This is a genomic window from Oxalobacteraceae sp. CFBP 8761, from assembly GCA_014841595.1.
In the GTDB taxonomy this organism is placed as follows: domain Bacteria; phylum Pseudomonadota; class Gammaproteobacteria; order Burkholderiales; family Burkholderiaceae_D; genus Telluria.
The window spans coordinates 259,307-282,073 of record JACYUE010000001.1; the positions used below are offsets into that span (position 1 = coordinate 259,307).

Genomic DNA, 22,767 nt, shown 5'->3' on the forward strand with positions numbered 1-22,767 from the left:
AATCATGTTGAAAATACGTAGTCGTTGCCAAGACCCTCTCTGATAGAATCGAAAGCCCCGTTTCGCACCAGGAAGGCCTCTCAGCATGGATTCGTCATCTGACAAAAAAGAAGAATTGCGTCAGCAATTGCGCCAAGCAGCGCTCGAATATCACCAGTTCCCACGTCCCGGCAAGATCAGCGTCACGCCCACCAAGGGCTTGCTGAACCAGCGCGACCTGGCGCTGGCGTACTCGCCGGGCGTCGCGGCGCCATGCGAAGAAATCGTCAAGGATCCCGCCAACGCCTACAAGTACACGGCGCGCGGTAACCTGGTAGCAGTCATCACCAACGGCACCGCCGTGCTGGGCCTGGGCAATATCGGCCCACTGGCCTCCAAGCCGGTGATGGAAGGCAAGGGCGTGCTGTTCAAGAAATTCGCCGCCATCGACGTGTTCGACATCGAGATCAACGAAACCGATCCCGACAAACTGGTCGACATCATCGCTTCGCTCGAGCCGACCTTTGGCGGCGTGAACCTCGAAGACATCAAGGCGCCCGAGTGCTTCTACATCGAGCGCAAGCTGCGCGAGCGCATGAAGATCCCGGTCTTCCACGATGACCAGCACGGCACGGCGATTATCGTCGGCGCCGCGATCATGAATGGCCTGAAAGTCGTGGGCAAGGACATCACGTCGTGCAAACTGGTGGTGTCCGGCGCTGGCGCGGCCGCGCTGGCCTGCCTCGACCTGATCGTCGATCTGGGCTTCCCGATCGAAAACATCTATGTCACCGACCTGGCCGGTGTGGTCTACAAGGGCCGCGTCGAACTGATGGACCCGGACAAGGAACGCTTTGCCCAGGACACGCCGCACCGCAGCCTGGCCGAAGTCATCCCGGGCGCCGACATCTTCCTGGGCCTGTCCGCTGGTGGCGTGCTCAAGAAGGAAATGGTCGCGTCGATGGGCCCGAGCCCGCTGATCCTGGCGCTGGCCAACCCGAACCCCGAGATCCTGCCCGAAGACGTGAAGGCCGTACGCAGCGATGCGATCATCGCCACCGGCCGTTCGGATTACCCGAACCAGGTCAACAACGTGCTGTGCTTCCCTTACATGTTCCGCGGCGCGCTCGATTGTGGCGCGACGACGATCACGCGCGAAATGGAAATCGCCGTGGTCCACGCGATTGCCGACCTGGCGCACGCCGAGCAGTCGGACATCGTGGCCTCGGCGTATGGCATCTCGAACCTGTCGTTCGGTCCGGAATACCTGATCCCGATGCCGTTCGATCCGCGCCTGTTGACCCATATCGCGCCGGCCGTGGCCAAGGCTGCGATGGACGGCGGCGTTGCGGCCCGCCCGATCGAGGACCTGGGCGCCTACGCCGAGAGCCTGCAGCAGTTCGTGTACCGCAGCGGCACCTTCATGAAGCCGCTGTTTACGATCGCCAAGAGCGCGCCGGATGAGCTCAAGCGCATCGTCTACGCCGAAGGCGAAGAAGAGCGCGTGCTGCGCGCCGTGCAGGTAGTGGTCGACGAGAAACTGGCGCGCCCGATCCTGGTCGGTCGCCCGGCCGTGCTGGAGCAGCGCATCGAGAAATTCGGCCTGCGCCTGAAACTCGGCGTGCACTTCGATGTCATCAACCCCGATTTCGACGAGCGTTACCGCGATTACTGGCAGAGCTATCACCAGATGGTGATGCGCAAGGGCGTCACGCAAGACCTGGCCAAGCTGGCCATGCGCCGCCGCCACACGCTGATCGGCGCGATGATGATCCACAAGGGCGAAGCCGACGGCATGATCTGCGGCACCTACGGTACCACCCAGATGCACCTGGAATTCGTCGACCAGGTGCTGGGCAAGCGCGCCGGCGCCAAGGTGTATGCGGCGATGAACTTCGTCATCACGCCAGAGCGTCAGCTGGCGATGGTCGATACCCACGTCAACGAAAATCCGAACGCCGAGCAACTGGCCGAGATCACGGTGATGGCGGCCGAAGAGATGGAACGCTTCGGCATCGTCCCGCGCGCAGCGTTGCTGTCGCACTCGAACTTCGGCAGCGCCAATACGGAATCGGCGCAAAAGATGCGCGCCGCGCTGGCACTCGTGCAGCAGAAGAAGCCCGACCTGGAAATCGATGGCGAGATGCATGGCGACACGGCGCTCGACGCCAAGATGCGCGCCAAGATCATGCCGAACTCGACGCTCAAGGGCGATGCGAACCTGCTCGTGATGCCGAATATCGACGCCGCAAACATCGCTTATAACCTGGTCAAGACGGCAGCCGGCAACGGCATTGCCATCGGTCCGGTCCTGCTGGGTTGCGCGCGACCGGTGCATATCCTGACGCCGTCAGCGACCGTGCGCCGGATCGTCAACATGACGGCGCTGGCCGTCGTCGAGGCGGTTTCGCCACGCTAAGCAGCGCAATGAACGCGTGGATGGCAGTGCCGTCCACGCGCCGCCGCCATGCTTTGTCTCGGGCTGTCGCCCTTTGTCGCGGTCCCGGGACACTCGTAACAAACCGTAAGCACGCGGTTTATCGCGTCATTTCCGCGTCATAATTGACCGGGTAAGCGTTGTCTGAATTGCACCAAACTCCGGAGCGCGAGCCAGTCTGGCGACCTCCTCTGTTACAATCTTCGTTTGGCCGGGCGCGTTTTTCATCACATTGCGCCTGCAAGACCAACTTCAAATCATCCATCATATGCATAACAAACGAGCCCTCATCACCGGCATCACCGGCCAGGACGGCGCCTATCTGGCGCAACTGCTTCTCGAAAAAGGCTACCACGTCACCGGCACCTATCGCCGTTCGAGCTCAGTCAATTTCTGGCGCATGGATGAGCTCGGCGTTACCACGCATCCGAACCTGTCGCTCGTCGAATACGATCTGACCGACCTGGCCTCGAGCATCCGCCTGCTGGAAACGGCGCAGCCGGGCGAGGTCTATAACCTGGCAGCGCAAAGTTTTGTTGGCGTGTCGTTCGACCAGCCACTGGCTACCGCATCGATTACCGGTCTGGGCGCCGTCCACCTGCTCGAGGCGATCCGCATCGTCAACCCGAAGATCCGCTTCTACCAGGCGTCGACGTCGGAAATGTTCGGCAAGGTGCAGGCGATCCCGCAAATCGAAGAAACCCCGTTCTACCCGCGCAGCCCGTATGGCGTGGCCAAGCTGTACGCGCACTGGATGACGATCAACTACCGCGAGTCGTATGACATCTTCGGTTCGTCGGGCATCCTGTTTAACCACGAGTCGCCACTGCGCGGCCGTGAGTTCGTCACGCGCAAGATCACCGATACCGTCGCCAAGATCAAGCTGGGCAAGCAGGACGTGCTCGAGCTGGGCAATATGGACGCCAAGCGCGACTGGGGTTTTGCCAAGGAATACGTCGAAGGCATGTGGCGCATGCTGCAGGCCGACAAGCCTGACACCTATGTGCTGGCGACCAACCGCACCGAGACTGTGCGCGATTTCGTCAACATGGCCTTCAAGGCCGTCGACGTGACACTCGACTGGAGCGGCAGCGGCGACAACGAAGTGGCCCACTGCACCGCCAGCGGCAAGCAACTGGTGCGCGTCTCGCCGAAGTTCTATCGTCCGGCCGAAGTCGAGCTGCTCATTGGCGATCCGGCCAAGGCCAGGCGCGAGCTGGGCTGGGAACCGAAGACCACGCTCGAAGAGCTGTGCCAGATGATGGTCGATGCCGATCTGCGTCGCAACGAACTGGGCTTCTCGTTCTGATATGACGCGCCTGGCCACGGACGACACCAGCGCATCTTCGGGGCGCGCCCCGCTGCGTGAAGGGGAAGGGCAGCGCGCCCTGATCACGGGCCTGCGCGGCTTTACCGGGTACTACCTGGCGCAAGAGCTGGCGGCTGCCGGCTACCGCGTGTTCGGCACCGTGATGCCGGGCGAAGAGGTCGGCCCCGACATGGTCGCAGTGGATCTGTGCGACCGCGATGCGGTCGCTGCCATGGTGGCCGAGGTGCAGCCCGATGTCGTGGCGCACCTGGCCGGTATCGCGTTTGTCGGCCACGCCAACGTCGAAGCGATTTACCGCGTCAACGTGGTGGGCACGCGCAACCTGCTCGAAGCGCTTGCGTCGGGCAGTCACCGGCCAACCAGCGTGCTGCTGGCGTCGTCGGCCAACATCTATGGTAATGCCAGCGTGCCTGTCATCGATGAAGACGTGCTGCCTTCGCCGGCCAACGATTACGCGGTGAGCAAGCTGGCCATGGAATACATGGCGCGCCTGTGGATGGACAAGTTGCCGATCACGATCGTGCGGCCGTTCAACTACACCGGCGTGGGGCAGGCGGACAATTTCCTGCTGCCGAAAATCGTTTCGCATTTCCGCCGCCACGAAGCGCGCATCGAACTGGGCAATCTCGCCATCGCGCGCGATTTCTCGGATGTGCGCATGGTGGCGCGTGCTTACCGCCGCATCCTGGCGGCAGCGCCGGCCGGCGAAGCCTTCAACGTCTGCTCGGGGACGCCGCATTCGCTGTCGAACGTCATCGAGATGATGGGCGAGATCGCCGGCTACCGCATCGACGTGCAGGTCAATCCGGCCTTCGTGCGTGCCAACGACGTGCTGCAACTGACTGGCAGCAATCGCAAGCTGACTGCCGTGGTGGGCGACCTGGCCCCGACGCCGCTGTACGAGACCTTGCGCTGGATGTACCTGGCGTGAACGCCGCAGCGATCAACGTCGGCCTCGGGACGACCATGATCGAACCGGGGCTGACGGGCGGACGCCTCGATGGCATCGGTGTCTACACCAATGCACTGCTGCGCCACCTTCCGGCCACCGGCTGCACCGTCACGCCGTGGTCCTGGCCGCGTGCGCGCGGTAGGGCTGGCGGCATCAGTGTCGGCCAGGCTTTTCCGTATTCATTTGAAGCCGCCACGCTGCTCGACCTGGTGACGCCGGCGGCGCACCGCGTCCACATGCCGCTCGACGTGTTCCACGTCACCGATTACCGCGTGGTGCGCATGGACTGTCCGGTCGTGGCCAGCCTGCACGACGCGCTGCCGATCAAGCACCCGGAGTGGTGCAATCCGCGCTTGCGCGGGCTGAAAAACCAGTTGCAGGCCAAGGCCGCGCGCAAGGCCGACCACGTGATCGCGCTGTCGCACTTTGCCATCCCCGAACTGGTCGAGTGCTTCGGCATCGACGAACGGCGCGTAACGGTGGTGCCGTGCGGCGTCGACGAAAGCTGGCTGACACCGCCCGCGCCAGAGGCCACGCGCGCCACGCTGGCAGCCTACGAACTGCAGGCGGGCTATTTTCTGTTCGTGGGCACGCTGCAGCCGCGCAAGAACGTCGAGCGCTTGCTGGCCGCCTGGCTGATGCTGCCGGCGGCCGTGCGCGCCGAACGCGCGCTGGTGATCGTCGGCGCGCCCGGCAGCCGCAGCGACGCTCTGGTGGCCAGCATGGGAGCGGCGCGCGCGGCGGGCGAGAACCTCGTCTGGCTCGATCGCCTGACCGACCAGGAACAATTGCGCCACCTGTATGTCGGCGCCGGTGTATTCGTCTTTCCCTCGCTGTACGAGGGCTATGGGATCCCGGTGCTCGAAGCGTTTGCGTCGAACGTGCCGGTGGTGGCGTCCAATACGACCTCGCTGCCCGAAGTGGCGGGCGATGCGGCCTTGCTGGTCGACCCGCTGTCGGCGGGCGAACTGGCCGAGGCCATGCGTACGCTGGCACAAGACAGCGTTGCGCGCACGCGCTGTATCGCCGCCGGGCGTGCACGTGCCGAACAACTGACATGGCAAAACACCGCACGCCTGACGGCAAATGTGTACCGAGCCGTACTTTCGCAGTAAGCTGAGTTGATTATGCGCGTCCTTCATTTTTACAAGACCTACCACCCGGATTCGGTCGGCGGCGTCGAACAGGTGATCCGCCAGATGGCCGTGGGCACCGGGCGCCTTGGCGTGACCAATACCGTGCTGTCGCTGTCGCGCCACCAGAACCTCGCACCGTTCGAGTTCGAAGGCCATATGGTGCACCGGGTCCCGCTCAATGCCGAGATCGCGTCCAACGCCATCTCGGTCCAATCGATCGGCGCGCTGGCGCGCCTGGCGCGTGAAGCCGACGTCGTGCACTACCACTTCCCGTGGCCGTTCATGGACCTGGCGCACTTCATGGCGCGCGTGAACAAGCCGACGGTGGTCACCTACCACTCCGACATCGTGCGCCAGCGCCACTTGCTGCGCCTGTACCAGCCGCTCAAGCACCGCTTCCTGCGCAGCGTCGACGCCATCGTCGCGACCTCGCCCAATTACCTGGGCTCGTCGACGGTGCTGGCGCGTTATCCGGACAAGACCAGCGTGATCCCGTTTGGCCTGGACCGCACCACCTACCCACAGCCCGATCCCGATCGCCTGGCGCACTGGCGCGAGCGGGTCGGCCCCAAGTTCTTCCTGTTCGTGGGCGTGCTGCGCTATTACAAGGGCCTGCACATCCTGCTCGAGGCGGCGGCTGGCACCGATTACCCGGTCGTCATCGTCGGCGCGGGGCCCATCGAGCAAGAACTGAAGGAACAAGCCGCGCGCCTCGGCCTGAAGAACGTCCTGTTTGTCGGCGCGATCGACGAACCCGATAAAGCCGCGCTGCTGACGCTGTGCTACGCGGTCTCGTTCCCATCGCACCTGCGCTCGGAAGCTTTCGGCATCTCGCTGCTCGAAGGCGCGATGTACGGCAAGCCCATGATCTCGAGCGAGATCGGCACCGGCACCACGTACATCAACATCGATGGCGACACGGGCCTGGTGGTCCCGCCATCGGACGCACTGGCATTGCGCGCCGCAATGCGCACGCTGTGGGACAACCCCGAACTGGCACGCACGATGGGCCGGCGCGCCGCCGCACGCTTCGAAGAGCTGTTCACCTCCGAGCAAATGGCCGCCAACTACACCGCGCTCTACCACGACCTGATCGCCCGCCGCGCCACCGGTTCAAGCACCGCTACGCTTGATCAAACGGAAGCAGGTTTGTCGCAGACGAAAGTCTGAGACGACGCATCGCAGACGAAAGTCTGAGACGACGCATCGCAGACGAAAGTCTGAGACACCGCATCACCCCGCGATCGGCAACGCCGATCGCATCCCCAATCCCCGCCTGCGTCGCTGTCACCAATAAATCCATGCCCAAAAACCCTTGAAAAACAATTAGGGTCAGAGTCGAATTGTTTGACAACTTTGAGGAATTGCCCAATAAATCGACTCTGACCCTAATTAATTTTTGCCAGTTTGGCGTGTAATTTGATGCTTCAAAAAAATTCAATTACAGCCGGCATCGGAAACGCCGCGCACCGTCGAAAAAGCCCTGAAAACAATTAGGGTCAGAGTCGAATTGTTTGGCAACTTTGGGTAATTGCCCAACAATTCTACTCTGACCCTAATTAATTTTTAGAGGGGGGTTAGGGTTTTTCGGCCCAGCGGGTGCGGATTTCGCGGATGGCGGGGAGGCGGGTGGTGAAGAGGTCGACTAGCTGGGGGTCGAAGTGGCGGCCTTTCTGGTCGTGCAGGAAGGCGACTGCGTCTTCTTCGGTCCAGGCTTTCTTGTAGGGGCGCAACGAGGTCAGTGCGTCGAAGACGTCGGCGATGGCCACGATGCGGCCGACCAGCGGGATTGCTTCGCCGGCCAGGCCGTTCGGGTAGCCGCTGCCATCGTATTTTTCGTGGTGCGTGAGCGCGATCTTGCGCGCCAGTGCGAGCATGCCGCTGGCGTGTTCGCCGATGATCTCGGCGCCGATCGTCACGTGGCTCTGCATGATCTTCCACTCGTCGGGGTCGAGCGGTCCCGGTTTTTGCAGGATGCGGTCCGGGATGCCGATCTTGCCCACGTCGTGCATTGGCGCCGCATGCAGCAGGTCGTCCGCTTCCGCCTCGTTCAGGCCGGCCGCGATACCCAGGACGTGCGAAAAATGGCTCATGCGGATCACGTGCAGGCCGGTCTCGTTGTCCTTGTACTCGGCCGCCAGGCCCAGGCGCTGGACGATTTCCAGGCGGCTCGCGCGCAGCGCTTCCATGCGCACCAGCGACAGGTGGGTGCGCACGCGCGCGCGCACGACTGGCGGGCTGACCGGCTTGGTGATGTAGTCGACCGCGCCGGCCTCGAACCCTTCCACTTCGTCGGCCGTCTCGGTCAGGGCGGTCACGAAAATCACCGGCACCGACGCCGTGGCCGGATGGGCCTTCAGCGCCGCGCACACTTCGTAGCCGGACATCCCCGGCATCATCACGTCCAGCAGGACCAGGTCGGGCTGCTCCTGGCGCGCCAGTTCGAGCGCACGCGCGCCATCCTTGGCGAACAGCAGGCGGTAGTGGTCCTGCAGGATCTGGCGCAGCAGCTGCAGGTTGCTCGCTTCATCGTCGACGGCCAGGATCAGCGGCCGGGTATTCGGTTGGTTCATGCGGAAGGATCGTTGGTGGCGTCGCCAGGCGCGCCGTCAGAGGACTCGGCCCCCAGGATCGCCATCACGGCCTCCAGGTGATCGAGGGCGAGATCGAAATCGAAATCGGCGATGGCCGACTGCACCTGGACCACGCGGGTGATGGCCGGATGGGCGGCCAGCGCCACAGCGAGGCTGGTCATGGCGCCGTCGTTCAGGGCGCCGCGGCGCAGCGCTTCGAGCAGCACGCCGCCGGCGCGCCGCGCGCGTGTCAGGTCGACGGTGGCGCCTGGCGTGGCCGGCACTGGCGTGGCGGCCACGTTGCCGATCGCGGCCAGCGCGGCCTCGAGCGCCTGTCCCGCCACGCCGAGCGCCTCGGCCGCGTGCCGCTCGTCGGTCGGCACCGCATTGGTCGCCTGCTCCAGCGTGGCCAGCGCGTCGGACAAGCGCTCCAGGCCGACGTTGGCGGCGGCGCCGCGCACCTTGTGCGCCAGCATGCGCAGTTGCACGTGCTCGCCGCCGGCGGCATGCAGGCGCATCGCGCCGTCCAGCTGCGCGTACTGGCGGCCGAAGTGGTCGAGGGCTTCGGCGTAAGCGTCTTCGCGGTTGCTCCAGCGGTGCAGGCCGGCGCGCCGGTTGAGCACTTCGCGTGGCGCCGTCGGGACGGCGGCCGCTTCGACCGGCACGCCACCTTCGAGGCCGAGCACGCGCGCGATCTCATGCGACAGGGCGAACCAGTCGACCGGCTTGCTGGCAAAGCCGTCCATGCCTGCATCGACGCTGGCCTGGCGGTGCTCGGCCAGCACGCTGGCGGTCATCGCGATCACCGGCAGGCGCGCCGTTCCATGGCGCGCCTCGTGCTCGCGAATGGCGCGGGTCGCGTCCAGGCCATCCATCACCGGCATCTGGAAGTCCATCAGCGCCACGTCGTACTCGCCGCTGGTGGCCAGTTCGACGATCGCGCCGCCGTCGCGCGCGGCCGTCATCGTGTGCCCGCGGCGCGTCATCAGGAGCTGCATCAGTTCGAGATTCTGCGGCACGTCGTCGGCCACCAGCACGCGCAGCGGCGGCAGTACGGCGGCGCTGCGCACCCGCGGCGCGTGATTGCAGAAGCGCGCCAGGATCAGCGGCACACGCACGTGAAAGGTCGCGCCCTGGCCCGGCTCGCTCTCGGCCCAGATCCGTCCGCCCATCAGCTCGACGAGCTGCTTGCTGATCGTGGTGCCCAACCCGGTGCCGCCGAAGCGGCGCGTCATCGACGCGTCGGCCTGGGTGAACGGATCGAAGATCGCGGCCAGGCGGTCGGGCGCGATGCCGATGCCGGTGTCGATCACGGCGATGCACAGCTGGTCGACATCGGCGCTCACGGTCAGCGTCACGCCGCCGGTGGCGGTGAACTTGATCGCGTTGTCGAGCAGGTTGGTGAGCACCTGGCGCATGCGCAGTTCGTCGCCGCGCAGGCCGGTCGGCAGCGCCGGGTCGTACTGGATGTCCAGGTGCAGGCCCTTGGCGCGGGCATTGGCCGCCAGCGTCGATGACAGTTCATCGATCAGCGACAGCAGGTTGTAGTCGTTCTGTTCGAGTTCGACCGCGCCTTTTTCGAGCTTGGCCGTGTCGAGGATTTCATTGAGCAGCCGCAGCAGGGCGCGGCCGGCGCTGCGCACGGTGTCCAGGTGGCGGCGCTGCTCGAGATTGAGTTCGCCGTCGAGCAGCACGTCGGTGAAGCCAAGGATCGAATTCATCGGCGTGCGGATTTCGTGGCTCATATTTGCCACGAAGGTAGCGCGGGCGGCCGCGGCCTGCTCGGCCTTCTCCTTGGCGCAGCGCAGCGCTTCTTCCATCTCGCGCCGCTCGGTGATGTCGAGGATGACGCCGTCGAGGTACTGGAGGTTGCCTGCCTCATCGTGCACGCCGGTGCCGTTTTCCCACAACCAGCGCACGCTGCCATCGGCGTGCAGCAGGCGGTATTCGACCAGGTACGGCCGGTGCTCGCGCATCGCGGCGCTGGTTTCCTTGCCCACCCGCAGGCGGTCTTCGGCGTGGATCATCGCGCCGAACACGCGGCGCGGCGGGCTGCCCAGGAAGTCGCGCGCGGGGTAACCGGTGACGCGTTCGACCGCATCGCTGATGAAAATCAGCGGCCAGTCTTCATTGAGCGCACTGCGATACGAGATGCCGGGAATATTGCCGATGAGGGAGCGGAACTGCTGCTCGCTGGCCTGCAGCGCGCTCTCCATTGCGCGCCGCTCGCTGATGTCGGTGACGAAGCAGACGAACAGGTCCTGCTCGCGCAGCCGCGCATGGCCGATCGCACCCCGTACCGGGACTTCGTGGCCATCCTTGTGCAGGCACCAGGTTTCGGTACTGGTGTTGATGCCTTCAAGGCTGCCACGCGCCAGCACGGTCAGTACGTTGAAGTTGGCGGCGCGACCGCGCTCGGTGAGCAGCAGTCTGATGCTGCGCCCGACGATCTCTTCGCGGCGCCAGCCGAAGATGCGCTCGGCCGAGGCATTGAATTCGGTGATGATGCCGTCACGCCCGACCGTGATCACGCCGTCGACCGTTGTGGTGAGCAGGGCGCGCATCCAGGCTTCGCTGCGCGAGAGGTCCTGGAACATCTGGCGATAGCGCAGCAGGCCGTTCACCCCCAGCACGGCCACCGACAGCGCCACCGTGGTCACCGTGATCGACAGCGCCAGAAAGCCGCTGTTGGCACTGCCCGCGTCGCCCGGATCGATCGTGCCCGAGAAGCGCGCAGCCGCCATGCCGGTGTAATGCATGCCGGCGATCGCGCAGCCCATCACGCACGCCGACAGCAGCAGGCGGCGCGATTCGGACACCGACTGGAAGCGCGACAGGCCGTGGCGCACGCTCAGGGCCAGCGTGGCCAGGATCACGGCCACCAGGATCGAGACCGCGAACGTGAACGGGTCGTAGTGCAGCGACAGCCGCATGCGCATGCCGTCCATGCCGGCGTAGTGCATCGCGCCGATGCCGGCGCCGACCAGCACGCCGCCGACCAGCAAGTGGGACAGGCGCAGTTCGGGACGCGAGATCAGGCTCAGCGCCACCCACGACGCGCCGATGCTGGGCAGCGCCGACAGCACCGTCGTCCAGTGGTCGTAATGCACCGGCGTGCACAGGTCGAAGGCAAGCATGCCGATGAAGTGCATCGCCCAGACCCCGGCGCCGAGTGCCAGACTGCCTGTGCCGAGCGCAATGGCGCGTTGCGACGGATGGGCGTTGGCCTGGCCCGTCACCTGCAACCCCATCCACGACGAGAAGATCGCCACCAGCAGCGACAGCACCACCAGGGTGGGGTCGTACATCCCGTACGTCAGCAGGGATGGATCTTCAGGAACGGCGAACGATGGCAGCATAGTGAAGGCAGGGTTGTGCTGAGGTAAAAAAAACTTCCATGTGGCATTAATTCAAAGTATCGCATTTTCCGAATTTGCTGTGTGGGTGCACGTGAGAATGCTGGACGAATTGTTGTGTTTTGTAGCGCCCGAACGACCATCTCAGGCTGTTCATTGCGTAAAAATCATGCTCGCTGGTATGCTGAGGGCGCAGTCAACGACATCCCGTCGCCCTTGCGCACCGCGCCCATGGCGGTCATCCCAAGAGAATTAAATGCGATTTCGGCAACTCTGCATTGGCCTTGTCATCCTGTCGGCGACGGCACGGGCGGCGCCGCTGCCCGTACCTTACCTGTCGATCACCACCGAGAGCTCGGCGCCGTCGAGCATGCTGGAGGACGGGCGCGTGGTGGGTATCGCTACCGACAAGATCCGGGTTGTGATGGAACGCGCCGGCGTCACCCACGACATCACGCTGCTGCCCTGGAAGCGCGCGTACGCGGCCGCACTGCAACAGACCAACGGCTGCGTGTACTCCGCCACCCGCACGCCGGAACGCGAAGCCTTGTTCAAATGGATCGGGCCAACCGACGTGGCGCAGTGGGTCCTGATGGGGCGCACCGACCGCGCCTGGCGTATCACGAGCCTGGAAGACGCACGCGGCCTGCGCATTGGCACCTATGCCGGCGACGCACGTGACACCTATCTGCGTAGCCGGGGCCATGTCGTCGATACATCGCCCCATGACATGCTCAATCCGCCCAAGCTCCTGCAGGGCCGCATCGATCTGTGGGCCGCCAGCTGGCGCGCGGGCAGCGACGTGCTGGCCCAGAATGGCTGGGACAAGCAGATCGTGCCGGTACACGTGTTCAACCGGGTCGCCGTCTACCTGGCCTGCAACCGGGCCGTGCCCGATGCACTGGTCAAGCGCCTGAATGCCGGGTTTGAAGCGATCGAGCGCGACGGCACGGCACGTGCCATCGAGCGGCGCTACGAGTGGCGTGCTACTACACGGTGACAGGGCCGTTGGTTTGACTTATAGTTATTCACGATTATCGCCAATCAAGCGAGCCTGTCCTTTGCAACACGGTTGATGTTACTTTCGCAAGTACACGATTTCACGAGGATGCAATGGACACACTCGAGCAATTCGTCGAAAAATTCAGGAACGCGGTCGACTTCCAGGACGTTGTGCACCTGACCGGGGACACCAATCTCAAGGCACTGGCCGAATGGGACTCGCTGGCGGCGCTGGGCGTGATCATCATGTTCGACATGGAGTACGATAAGGCGATCACCGGCAAGGATCTGGTCGGGTGCCAGCTCGTGAGCGACGTCTACAAACTGATCGCCTGACACCATGGCCCAGGCGACCATCCGCAATGTCCGTTACGCCGGCATGGCGTCCTGCGTGCCACGGCGTATTCTGTCCAACCTGCACGACTGCCCGCCGCAGATAAAGAGCGCGCGCGAACGCGTGGTGCGCAATATCGGCATCGAGACGCGCCGCATCTGCCCCGAATGGCAAACCTTTTCCGACCTGGCGTTCGACGCCAGCGAGCGCCTGCTGGCCGAGCTGCAATGGAACAAGAACGAGATCGACGCGCTGATCGTCATCACCCAGTCGCCCGATTACCTGATCCCGGCCACCGCGATCATCCTGCAGGACCGCCTGGGCCTCAAGCCTGGCACGATTGCCTTCGACATCAACCTGGGTTGTTCGGCCTATGCCTTTGGCCTGCACGTGCTGGGCGCGATGATGGCTTCTGGTGGCATCAACAAAGCGCTGCTGCTGGTGGGCGACAAGGCTGCCACCGTGGTCGAGCCGCTGTTCTCGGATGCGGGCACCGCCACTGCGCTCGAATACGATCCGGCGGCGCCACCGATGTACTTCGACCTCAACAGCGACGGCAGCGGCTATCGCGCCATCATGCTGCCGGCGGGCGGGCATCGCGAACCGATCGGCCCGCAGCACCTGCTGCCCTACAAGGATGAAGACGGAATCCTTCGCAGTCCGGCCGCGCTGGTGCTCGACGGCCCGGCGGTGCTGAGCTTCTCGACCCAGCGCGTGCCGCCCGCCGTGCGCGCTCTGCTGGCGTGTGCCGATTGCCCGATCGAGGCTGTCGACTACTTCGTCTTCCACCAGGCGAACCGGATGATCAACGACACCATCCGCAAGAAGCTTGGCCTGCCGGTCGAGAAGGTGCCGTCGACGCTGCACGACTTTGGCAATACCAGCGGGGCCTCGATCCCCGTGACGATGACGGCGCGCCTGCGCGAGGCCCTGCAGGGCGGCAAGCACAAGGTGTTGATGTCGGGCTTCGGCATCGGCCTGTCGTGGGGCAGCTGCATCGTCGACATCGACCGCGCGGTGTTCCCGGCGCTGGTCGAATCATGAGCCGAATCATGAGCAGATCATGAATGCATCGCCGTTCAGCCTCGCGGGCCGGACGATCCTGATCACCGGCGCGTCGTCGGGCATCGGCGATGCCACGGCGCGCCTGTGCGCTGGCATGGGCGCGCGCATCCTCGCCTGCGGCCGCGATCACGAGCGCCTGGCGCGCGCGGTTGCCAGCCTGGCCGGCGCGGGCCACCAGGCCATCATTGGCGACCTGACCGATCCGGCCGCGCGCCAGGCGCTCGTCGATGCCGCGCCCAGCCTGGATGGCTGCGTGTTCAGCGCCGGCGCCGCGCAGCTCGCGCCGATGCGCATGGTGACCCAGCGCCACCTCGATCAGCTGTTTGCCGTGAACTACGACGCGCCCGTGCTGCTCACGCAAGCCTTGCTGGCCAGGCGCAGGATCGCGGCCAATGCGTCGCTCGTGTACGTGACGGCGGTGGCCGAACACGTCGCGCCACACGCCACCGGCATCTATTCCGGCGCCAAGGCGGCGCTGACCGCCACCGTGCGCACGATCGCGGTCGAACACGCAAAGCAGGGCGTGCGCGCCAACTGCGTCTCGCCTGGCTACGTCGCCACGCCGATGCTCGACGGCCTGCAAAACGTCATGAGTACGGGCGACAAGGCAGCCCTGGCGCCTCTGGGCATGATCGAACCGGACGACGTGGCCGGCGCCATCGCCTGGCTGCTGGCGCCGGCCAGCCGCTGGGTATCCCGGACGTCCCTGGTCATCGATTCGGGCTTGACCCTGCACGTGCGATGAACAACGAATCCAAATTCCAGCATCCGTTCCACCTGCGCGGCAAGACCGTGCTGGTCACCGGCGCGTCGAGCGGCATCGGGCGCGCCGTCGCCGTCGAATGCGCCCGCGCCGGCGCGCGCGTTGTCATCAACGGCCGCGATGCGGTGCGCCTGGCCGATACGCTTGCCTTGCTCGACGCCGGGCTCGAGCACGTGGCCTGCGTAGCCGACCTGACCGATCCGCCGCAGATGGCGCGGCTGGTGGCCGCGTGCGGCGAGCTCGATGGCGTGGTGCACGCGGCCGGTGTGCATGGCGTGACGCCGCTGCGCATGCTGCGCCAGAGCTTCATGCAGACAGTGCTCGATGCGAACTTTCTGGCCCCGCTGATGCTCACCCAGCAGCTGCTGGCCAAAAAGATGCTGCGCAACGGCGCCTCGCTGGTGTTCATGTCGTCGATTGCGGCGCATACCGGCACCGTCGGTGTGGGCCCGTATTCGGCGTCCAAGGCCGCGCTCGAAGGCATGATCCGGCCGCTGGCGCTGGAAATCGCGTCGCGTGCCATGCGCGCCAACGCCATTGCACCGGGCCTGGTCGATACGCCGCTCGTGAACAACGACCGCGCCTGGCTCGACGACAAGGCCAACATGTATCCACTGGGCCTGGGCAGGCCCGAAGACGTTGCCTACGCAGCCATCTACCTGCTGGCCGATATCAGCCGCAAGGTGACGGGCACGCAGCTGCACCTGGACGGAGGCATTCCATGGACGTGACGCCCCGCCTGAAGGACGCATTGATCATCAGCGCCGGCGGCTTTGGCCGCAGCGTCTACAACATCATGCAAAACGACGTCGCCAATGGCGTCGACTGGAAGGTCATCGGCTTTCTCGACAACCGCACCGACCTGGCGGCCGACACGCCGCTGCCGGTGCTGGGCGACCCGCTGACCTGGCAGGCGAGTCCGCATGAAGAATTCCTGTGCGCGCTGGGCCAGCCGGCCCAGCGCCGCCGTTTCGCTGCGCCGCTGGTGGCGCAGGGCGCGACCTTCATGAGCCTGCGTACCGGCCTGCACAAGGCGATCGGTGTCGAGATGGGCGCCGGCTGCCTGTTCGAACCCGAGGTGCGCATGGGCGTGAACACGCGCCTGGGCGACTTCGTGTTCGTCCAGTCCACCAGCGTGATCGGCTACGACGTGCAGATCGGCGACTACACCACGATCGGCAGTTTCGTGTTCGTTGGCGGCGGCGCGCGGATCGGCAGCGACGTGATCATCCACCCGCACGCGACCATCCTGCCGCGCGTGACGGTGGGCGATGGCGCCGTCATTGGCGCCGGCGCCGCCGTCATGACCGACGTGCCGCCGGGGGTGACGATGATCGGCAACCCGGCCAAGATCTTCAGGTTCAGATAATGCGCTCGCGGATGCCGCCGCAGGCGTACATCGACGAGGCCTGGTTCGCGCGCGAACGCGAACTGCTGTTCAAGCCGTTATGGCAGTTCATCGGCCTGAAGATCATGCTCGAGAAGCACAACGCGTTTATCACGCGCACGCTGTTTGGCATTCCGGTCGTGGTCCAGAACTTTCATGGCGAGTTGCGCGCATTCGAAAACATCTGCCCGCACCGGCAAAATCCCATCCAGGTCGCGCCACATGGCGTGCGGCCGCTGTTTTGCGGCTACCACGGCTGGAGCTTCGACCGCGAGGGCGCCCCGCGCATCCCGCACGAGGACGCGCTGTACCGCTTCCCGCAAGAAGAGCGGGCCTGCATCCACCTGCGCCGCTTTGCGCTGGAAGTGGTTGGCAACCTGGTGTTCGTGTGCCTGGCCGAAACGCCCCTGCCGATCAGGCAGCAGTTTGGCGCGGCGATGCTTGCCTCGCTCACGGCGTCGTCGCTGGCCTACGACAGCGAAGTGATCATGACGACGTACGAGGGCCACTTCAACTGGAAGCTGGCCTACGAAAACCTGCGCGACGGCCACCACCCGCGCTACCTGCATGCGCGCTCGCTGTACCAGGACGTCAAGTTCGAGGCCAGCATCAGCGAAGAGGGCGTGGCGGGCCTGCGTCGCCTGCAGGAAGCCGGCATCGCCGACCGTAATCGCGCACTGGGCCTGATGCGCAGTTTCAGTGGCGGCGGGCGCGATGCGCCAATGGCGGCGCCCCCGGACGAGCCGTACCACGCCCACGTCGAGCGCTACCGCGACCAGGACTGGTACTACAACTGGCTGGCGTTCCCGAACCTGCACATCGCGTCGGCCAATGGCGGCCATGCGTTCATCATCGAGCACCATATCCCCGTCGCGGCCGGGCGTACCGACCTGGTGGTGTACTACCTGACAGCAAAGAAGAAGCAGCCGTACGCATCGTCGGCCGCGGTTTTACATGCGCACATGATGGGCGCCGATGTCGTCATGCGCGAAGACATCGCGGTGATGGAACAGATCCAGCGCACGCTGCACCCCGGCGCGCGCTCGCCCCATCTGGGCGATTACGAATGCATCAACGCCAGCCTGGAATTCTGGTATCTGGACCTGATGGAGGGGAACTTTGCCTTGTAAGCACGTGATCGGTCATGGGCCGGAACTGGCGCGCGCGCTGGCGGCGTGGCGTTCGGTTGCGTCGCCGTCGGCGCTGGAGTTGCGGCCGCTGGAACTCGACCCGGCAGCTGGCCAGACGATGCTGGACGGCCTTGATGGCCTCGGCGACGAGGGCGCCAGCGCTTTTGTCGCACTCGACGCGCGCTTCCTGAATGGCATGCGCCTGGACCTGATGGCAAGCCTGCGGTTGCGCGGCATCGCCATGCCGGCGCTGGTCGAACCCGGCGCCCTGGTGGCCGCTGGCGTGCGCATGGACGACAACTGCTGGATCGGCGCCGGCGCGATCATCCAGCATGGCAGCCGGATCGGCTTCAACACCGTGATCGGCGCCGGTGCCATCGTCGGAAGTGGCGTCACGGTCGGCCACTCGGCCTGGATCGACGAGGGCGTGGTGATCGGGCGCGGTGCACGCATTGGCGCCCAGGTCACGCTCGGCCTGGGCGTGATCGTCGGTCATGGCCGCCAGATCGGCAAGCTGTGCATCGTCGACAAGGCGGGGCGCATCGAGCAGGACGTCGCCGCCAGGACGTTCATCCATGCGACCCACGCCCAGCCGATCGTGATCGTTGGCGCCTAGCTGAAATCCTGGCGGTCCGAGAACAGCAGCTGCGTGTCGTACAGGCTCGATGAGTAGTGGCGCAGCGCCACGTGCTGGTAGCGGTTGATGTCGTCCATCGTGGCCAGCAGCGCCGGGATATCCTTCGCATAGTGGTAGGCCGAGATGGTCATGTCCGGCTTGCAGGCCGCTATCGTGCGCGCGCCGCCCTTGAGCACCTGCGCTTCCCAGCCTTCGACATCGATCTTCATGACCGTGGCTTCATCGACGACGCTGTCGACGGTCATGATCTTCATTGTGGTCTTGATGCCGCCACCAGCGAAGTTGCTGCCGAAACGGTTGTCCGGGTTTTCGTAGAAATCGACCTCGCCATCTTCTGCGCCAAGGCCGGCGAAATACGGGTGCACATCGGGCAGGTGCGCAGCCAGGTTGTGCAGCGCCGCGAAGTTGGTCGCATCGGGCTCGAACGCATGCACTGCGCGGTACTGGCCGCGCGCGATGTGGAAGAAGTGGGCCACCGTGTCGCCGTGCGCCGCCCCGGCATCGATGAAGATGTCGTTCGTGCCGACCTTCAGGCCAGCCCGGGTGGAAAAGCTGTTCATGAATTCACCGAGCGGGAAGGCCACTTCGATCAGCGGGCGGCGATCGAGCGTCAGGAACGCGCGCAGACGCGCCAGCAGCGTGGTGCGCGACCAGTCATCGCTGAAACGCCCGGCCAGCGCGATGAACTGGGCCAGGTTGGCCACCACGTGCTCGCGCTCCTCGCGCACGGTCTGGTAGGTGTGGACGTTTTCCAGCTGGTGCATCGCGTACAGGCAGTCGCGCACCGGCACGCCCTGCGCCGCGACCTTCGCGGGGACCTGCTTGCCGGCGAGGTTGTCGTTGAAATCGATGACGACGATGCGTTTGCTGGCCGCGCGCGCCACCAGGTCGGCGATCTCGATGAAACTCCAGTTGACCCGCAGCGGCAACTGCTGCGCGATGCGGGTGCGCTTTTCGGGCGAGACCGAGAACACGGCGATGCCGGCAAAGTTGGGCAGCGACCTGGCGATGGTGTTGGCGCGCAGCGCAAAGCTGCCGGTATGGTCGCCCAGGAAGTAGACCTCGTCGAACGCATGCAGGTCGTCGAAGGCGGTATCGGCGTGGCTGGCGAGCGCGTTGAAATCGGCAAGCGTCGCATGGCGAAACGGCTGGATGGTCATGGTGTGTCCTGTGGTTCGTCAGGATGACGCGAGCAGACCGACGATGCGCTCGACGTCCTGCGCACTCAGTGCCGGATAAATGGGAAGGCAGATGACCTGATTCGCGATCACGTTGGCGTGGGGCAGGTTCGCGGACGCTGCCGACGGCATCGCGCTGTACATCGGGAAGTGGCTGATCAGGGGATAGAAATACCGGCGCGCGTGGATGCCCGCATCGTGCAGCTTCTGGTGCAGCGCATCGCGGCTGAGGGGATAGGTGTCGCGCACCAGCACCGCGAAGTAGCTGTTGTTGGCGTCGTCGCCGAGGTCCGGCATCGGATCGATACCGGGAATGTCCGCCAGCAGGCACCGGTAGTGCGCGGCAATCTGGCGGCGCTGCGCGAGCACGGCGTCGATGCCGCGCAGCTGCAGCAGGCCGAAGGCGGCGCTGACCTCGTTCATCTTGCCGTTGATGCCGGCCGCGACGACCGTTTGTTCGTCGTGGATGCCGAAGTTTCTGAGCAGGTCGATGTGGCGCTTGGTGGCCGCGTCGTCGCAGATGATCGCGCCGCCTTCGAAGGTATTGAATACCTTGGTCGCATGAAAACTCAGCACCGACAGGTCGCCGTGGCGCAGGATGCTGGCGCCGTCCTGGCGCACACCGAAGGCATGGGCCGCGTCGTAGATGACCTTCAGGCCGTGCTTGCGGGCGATGCGCCCGATGGCCGCCACGTCGCACGGGATGCCGTAGCAGTGCACCGGCATGATGGCCGTGGTGCGCGGCGTGATCGCCGCTTCGATGCGGGCCGGATCGAGGTTGAACGTGATCGGGTCGATGTCGGCGAAGATCGGCTGCAGGCCGTTCCACAGCAGCGCGTGGCTGGTGGCGACGAACGAATACGGCGTGGTGATCACCTCGCCCTCGATGCCCAGCGCCTGCAAAGCCGTCATCAGCGCCAGCGTGCCATTGGCGAACAGCGAGATATGTGAGACGCCCAGGTAATCGCACAGCGCTGCTTCGAGCTGCTGGTGGAACTGGCCGCCGTTGGTCAGAAATTTGCTCTCCCAGATCTGCTCGAGGTAGGGAATGAAATCGTGCAGCGGCGGCAGGTGCGGCTGGGTGACGCGGATCAGGGTTGCGGTCGGCACCGGCACATTCTCCGATTGCGCATTCAGCGTCTGAGGCGGCTTGCGCTTCGGCGGCATCGGCACATCGAAGCTGATGGCCGGCTCGCCTGCGCACCAGCGCCGCCATATCAGCCGCAGCGCGTGCTCGACGCTGTCGGCGATCCGGTTCATGGGGCCGGACGTGGTGGGCGGGAAGCGGCCGCGCATGCCGGCGCGCAGCGTGGCCAGTGCGGGCAGGTCGCTGCACGCGGCCACGCCCCTTGCGGCAAAGTCGGCGGCGTCGTGTGCGATGAACTGCGGCAGCGCATTGTGTTCGAGGATGCAGGCCGTCTGGCGGCCGGCGGCGGTCTCCCCCGCGAGCGTCAGCGTCGGCACGCCCATCCACATCGCGTGCAGCGTCGTCGTGCCGCCCGAGTACGGGAAGGTGTCGAGGCAGATGTCGACCTCGTTGTGCAGGGCCAGATAGTCGTGCATGCCGGTGCGGCCATGAAAGCGCAGGCGCTCCGGCGCGATGCCTTCTGCGCCGAACCACGGCAGCAGGCTGTCGTGGCCATGATCGGGCAGGCCGGCCACGAGCAGCTGCGCAGTGGGTACGGTGCGCAGCAGGCCGGCCCAGGCGGCGACCACATCGCGGCTGATCTTGCTGAGGCGATTGAAGCTGCCGAACGTGACGTAGCCATTGACCAGCGCCGGGGGCGCGACGACATCGGGCGCGTCGGCGGCCGGCTGGAACGGCGCCGAGACCGGCAAGCGAAGGAGTTTTTCGGTGAACAGGTGGTCGTACTGGCCGGCCGGCAGGATGAAGCGGTCGGTCAGGTAGTAATCCATCGCTGCCAGGCCCGTGGTGCCCGGGTAACCGATCCAGGTGGCCTGCAGCGGCGCCGGCTTGCGCGCAAACACGGGCAGCCGGTTGTGGGCGGTGTGGCCGGCCAGGTCGATCAGGATGTCGATGCCATCGGCGACGATCTGCGCGTCCAGCGCCCTGTCGTCCAGGCCAGCAACGTCGCGCCACTGCGCCATGTGACCGCGCAGGCGCGCGGTGACCGCATCGTGCACCTGGTGCGTGTAATACGCGTGCAACGCCAGGCCGGGTCGGCCCGCCAGCCGCGCCAGCAGCGGTTCGATGAACGCGGCCAACGCGTGGTTGCGCAGGTCGCCCGAGACGAGGCCGACGCGCAGGGGGCGTTCGGGGTCCGGCGTGTTGTCCCAGGCGGTGCGCGGCGCCCCGGTGCGTGCTTCGAGCTGCTGCCCGAAAGCCCGATGCGCGGCAAACAGCGCATCGGGACCGATGCTGCTCACCTGGCTCATGCAGAACAGCATATTGCTGTGCGCATCGGTGTTGTGCGGATCGCGCGCCAGCACGCTGCGGTAAGCGGCGACCGCTTCGAGCGCGCGGCTCTGGTGCTGCAGGATCGTCGCGAGCGTATTGCCGGCCTGCGCGTGCGCCGGATCGAGCGCGAGCGCGGCGCTGGCGCTGGCATGCGCTTCGTTCAGGCGGCCGGCGTCGAGCAGCGTGAGCGCCATGTGGTTGTGGGTGTGGGCATCGTCGGCCCGCAGCGCAACGGCGCGTTCGAGTACGGCCTGCGCATCGGCCAGCCGGCCTGCGCTTCGCAGCAGCAAGCCCAGGTTGCTCAGCGCCTCGGCGTCGTCCGGCGCGTACTGCACGGCCACCTGCATCGACTCGAGCGCCTGCTGCAGATTGCCCTGCAGATGATGGATGCCGCCCAACAGCTTGTAGCCGAACGAATGCTGCGGAAACTGCCCGGTTAAAAACTGCGCCGCATAACCGGCTTCGTCCAGGCGCCCGGATGCGAACAACGCAGTAGCGGCGGCGATGGTTTCGGGATCCGGGGCCCCGGTCGTGGCCAGTTGTTGCTCGAACGCGTCGACTTCCGGCCCGGCCAGACCGTGGCTGCGACCGAGTGCGATCAAGTCGGTCGCCGTGGCGAACTGGCGCGCGGCGATCAGCGCCTCGATATAGGCGAGCCAGTAGCGCTGTTCGCTCGTCGCGCCCTGTAGGGCCTCGGTCAGGTGCGGGATGGCGGCAGCCAGATCGCCGGCCTGGCGCGCCAGCAGGCCCAGGCCAAAATGGGCTTCGGCATGGCCGGGAGCGAGGTCGAGTACGGCGCGGTACAGCGCCTCGGCCTGCGCCGGCTGGCCGGCCGCTGTTTCGTGCGCGGCGGCCTGTAATGCTTCATCGACGATGTGCCGGATCGCTTCGCTGGGGGGAGTGTGCTGTGGTTCCATGGATGCGGGCGGTGGCCTTTGCATAGCAAGAGAACGTACAAGAAACACGGCGCTGACGACCGGCGCGGGGCAATGAAGAGCACCGGCAGGATTGTTCTATAGAATCATTGAACACGATAGATCATGCATTTGCCACGGTCAAGAACTGGCCGCATGCGGCTGTCTCTGGAGC

17 protein-coding genes are annotated in these 22,767 nt (G+C 65.4%); 13 read left to right on the plus strand and 4 right to left on the minus strand.

What is annotated here, in order from left to right; all coding sequences use genetic code 11:
* The first annotated feature begins 85 nt into the window (after positions 1–85).
* The 5 genes from IFU00_01150 (at position 86) to IFU00_01170 (ending at position 7,004) form a co-directional block, all read left to right on the plus strand.
* Positions 86–2,398 (plus strand): NADP-dependent malic enzyme, encoded by a 2,313-nt coding sequence (locus tag IFU00_01150; protein MBD8540883.1) that lies wholly within the window; start codon positions 86–88, stop codon positions 2,396–2,398.
* A gap of 286 nt (positions 2,399–2,684) precedes the next feature.
* Positions 2,685–3,725 (plus strand): GDP-mannose 4,6-dehydratase, encoded by a 1,041-nt coding sequence (gene gmd / locus IFU00_01155; GenBank protein MBD8540884.1) that lies wholly within the window; start codon positions 2,685–2,687, stop codon positions 3,723–3,725.
* A gap of 1 nt (position 3,726) precedes the next feature.
* On the plus strand, positions 3,727–4,677 hold the full coding sequence (locus tag IFU00_01160) for a GDP-mannose 4,6-dehydratase (protein ID MBD8540885.1): 951 nt from the start codon (positions 3,727–3,729) through the stop codon (positions 4,675–4,677).
* 35 nt (positions 4,678–4,712) lie between these two features.
* On the plus strand, positions 4,713–5,813 hold the full coding sequence (locus tag IFU00_01165) for a glycosyltransferase family 4 protein (GenBank protein ID MBD8540886.1): 1,101 nt from the start codon (positions 4,713–4,715) through the stop codon (positions 5,811–5,813).
* Between the two features lie 12 nt (positions 5,814–5,825).
* The gene (locus IFU00_01170; GenBank protein MBD8540887.1) at positions 5,826–7,004 is read left to right on the plus strand and encodes a glycosyltransferase family 4 protein; all 1,179 of its coding nucleotides are present in this window, start codon (positions 5,826–5,828) and stop codon (positions 7,002–7,004) included.
* A 407-nt stretch (positions 7,005–7,411) separates the two neighbouring features.
* Here the strand turns inward: IFU00_01170 and IFU00_01175 are convergent, their stop codons facing one another.
* Both IFU00_01175 and IFU00_01180 read right to left on the minus strand, forming a co-directional pair.
* Positions 7,412–8,407 (minus strand): two-component system response regulator, encoded by a 996-nt coding sequence (locus IFU00_01175; protein MBD8540888.1) that lies wholly within the window; start codon positions 8,405–8,407, stop codon positions 7,412–7,414.
* Complete coding sequence (locus tag IFU00_01180) at positions 8,404–11,766, minus strand: PAS domain S-box protein (GenBank protein ID MBD8540889.1); 3,363 nt, start codon at positions 11,764–11,766, stop codon at positions 8,404–8,406. The genes IFU00_01175 and IFU00_01180 overlap by 4 nt, the downstream gene beginning before the upstream one ends.
* Before the next feature lie 253 nt (positions 11,767–12,019).
* On the opposite strand from IFU00_01180, the gene IFU00_01185 reads away from it, so the two are divergent.
* From IFU00_01185 to IFU00_01220, 8 genes are all read left to right on the plus strand, one after another.
* Positions 12,020–12,763, plus strand: a complete 744-nt coding sequence (locus tag IFU00_01185) for a transporter substrate-binding domain-containing protein (protein MBD8540890.1) — start codon at positions 12,020–12,022, stop codon at positions 12,761–12,763.
* Between the two features lie 113 nt (positions 12,764–12,876).
* Positions 12,877–13,101 carry an acyl carrier protein gene (locus IFU00_01190; GenBank protein MBD8540891.1) on the plus strand — a complete coding sequence of 75 codons (225 nt, stop codon included), beginning with the start codon at positions 12,877–12,879 and terminating at the stop codon, positions 13,099–13,101.
* A 4-nt stretch (positions 13,102–13,105) separates the two neighbouring features.
* On the plus strand, positions 13,106–14,143 hold the full coding sequence (locus tag IFU00_01195) for a ketoacyl-ACP synthase III (GenBank protein ID MBD8540892.1): 1,038 nt from the start codon (positions 13,106–13,108) through the stop codon (positions 14,141–14,143).
* 19 nt (positions 14,144–14,162) lie between these two features.
* Entirely contained in the window at positions 14,163–14,909 is a 747-nt protein-coding gene (locus IFU00_01200) for an SDR family oxidoreductase (GenBank protein ID MBD8540893.1), read from the plus strand.
* The gene (locus IFU00_01205; GenBank protein ID MBD8540894.1) at positions 14,906–15,658 is read left to right on the plus strand and encodes an SDR family oxidoreductase; all 753 of its coding nucleotides are present in this window, start codon (positions 14,906–14,908) and stop codon (positions 15,656–15,658) included. Before IFU00_01200 ends, IFU00_01205 begins: the two co-directional genes overlap by 4 nt.
* The gene (locus IFU00_01210) at positions 15,649–16,296 is read left to right on the plus strand and encodes an acetyltransferase (protein ID MBD8540895.1); all 648 of its coding nucleotides are present in this window, start codon (positions 15,649–15,651) and stop codon (positions 16,294–16,296) included. Before IFU00_01205 ends, IFU00_01210 begins: the two co-directional genes overlap by 10 nt.
* Positions 16,296–17,444 carry a Rieske 2Fe-2S domain-containing protein gene (locus tag IFU00_01215; GenBank protein MBD8540896.1) on the plus strand — a complete coding sequence of 383 codons (1,149 nt, stop codon included), beginning with the start codon at positions 16,296–16,298 and terminating at the stop codon, positions 17,442–17,444. The genes IFU00_01210 and IFU00_01215 overlap by 1 nt, the downstream gene beginning before the upstream one ends.
* A complete protein-coding gene (locus tag IFU00_01220) occupies positions 17,434–18,060 on the plus strand; it encodes a hypothetical protein (GenBank protein MBD8540897.1) in 627 nt (208 codons plus the stop codon). The genes IFU00_01215 and IFU00_01220 overlap by 11 nt, the downstream gene beginning before the upstream one ends.
* Here the strand turns inward: IFU00_01220 and IFU00_01225 are convergent.
* Complete coding sequence (locus tag IFU00_01225; GenBank protein ID MBD8540898.1) at positions 18,057–19,241, minus strand: FkbM family methyltransferase; 1,185 nt, start codon at positions 19,239–19,241, stop codon at positions 18,057–18,059. The two genes, IFU00_01220 and IFU00_01225, sit on opposite strands and share 4 nt — an antisense overlap.
* Before the next feature lie 18 nt (positions 19,242–19,259).
* Positions 19,260–22,595 (minus strand): DegT/DnrJ/EryC1/StrS family aminotransferase, encoded by a 3,336-nt coding sequence (locus IFU00_01230; GenBank protein MBD8540899.1) that lies wholly within the window; start codon positions 22,593–22,595, stop codon positions 19,260–19,262.
* Positions 22,596–22,767 lie beyond the last annotated feature (172 nt).

Excerpts from the sequence above, each read along its gene's own strand:
- IFU00_01200 (MBD8540893.1), top strand. The coding sequence starts at position 14,163 with ATGAATGCATCGCCGTTCAGCCTCGCGGGCCGGACGATCCTGATCACC.
- IFU00_01180 (MBD8540889.1), bottom strand. The coding sequence starts at position 11,766 with ATGCTGCCATCGTTCGCCGTTCCTGAAGATCCATCCCTGCTGACGTAC.
- gmd (MBD8540884.1), top strand. The coding sequence starts at position 2,685 with ATGCATAACAAACGAGCCCTCATCACCGGCATCACCGGCCAGGACGGC.
- IFU00_01205 (MBD8540894.1), top strand. The coding sequence starts at position 14,906 with ATGAACAACGAATCCAAATTCCAGCATCCGTTCCACCTGCGCGGCAAG.
- IFU00_01150 (MBD8540883.1), top strand. The coding sequence starts at position 86 with ATGGATTCGTCATCTGACAAAAAAGAAGAATTGCGTCAGCAATTGCGC.
- IFU00_01175 (MBD8540888.1), bottom strand. The coding sequence starts at position 8,407 with ATGAACCAACCGAATACCCGGCCGCTGATCCTGGCCGTCGACGATGAA.
- IFU00_01160 (MBD8540885.1), top strand. The coding sequence starts at position 3,727 with ATGACGCGCCTGGCCACGGACGACACCAGCGCATCTTCGGGGCGCGCC.
- IFU00_01165 (MBD8540886.1), top strand. The coding sequence starts at position 4,713 with ATGATCGAACCGGGGCTGACGGGCGGACGCCTCGATGGCATCGGTGTC.
- IFU00_01230 (MBD8540899.1), bottom strand. The coding sequence starts at position 22,595 with ATGGAACCACAGCACACTCCCCCCAGCGAAGCGATCCGGCACATCGTC.
- IFU00_01170 (MBD8540887.1), top strand. The coding sequence starts at position 5,826 with ATGCGCGTCCTTCATTTTTACAAGACCTACCACCCGGATTCGGTCGGC.
- IFU00_01195 (MBD8540892.1), top strand. The coding sequence starts at position 13,106 with ATGGCCCAGGCGACCATCCGCAATGTCCGTTACGCCGGCATGGCGTCC.
- IFU00_01190 (MBD8540891.1), top strand. The coding sequence starts at position 12,877 with ATGGACACACTCGAGCAATTCGTCGAAAAATTCAGGAACGCGGTCGAC.
- IFU00_01215 (MBD8540896.1), top strand. The coding sequence starts at position 16,296 with ATGCGCTCGCGGATGCCGCCGCAGGCGTACATCGACGAGGCCTGGTTC.
- IFU00_01185 (MBD8540890.1), top strand. The coding sequence starts at position 12,020 with ATGCGATTTCGGCAACTCTGCATTGGCCTTGTCATCCTGTCGGCGACG.
- IFU00_01210 (MBD8540895.1), top strand. The coding sequence starts at position 15,649 with ATGGACGTGACGCCCCGCCTGAAGGACGCATTGATCATCAGCGCCGGC.
- IFU00_01225 (MBD8540898.1), bottom strand. The coding sequence starts at position 19,241 with ATGACCATCCAGCCGTTTCGCCATGCGACGCTTGCCGATTTCAACGCG.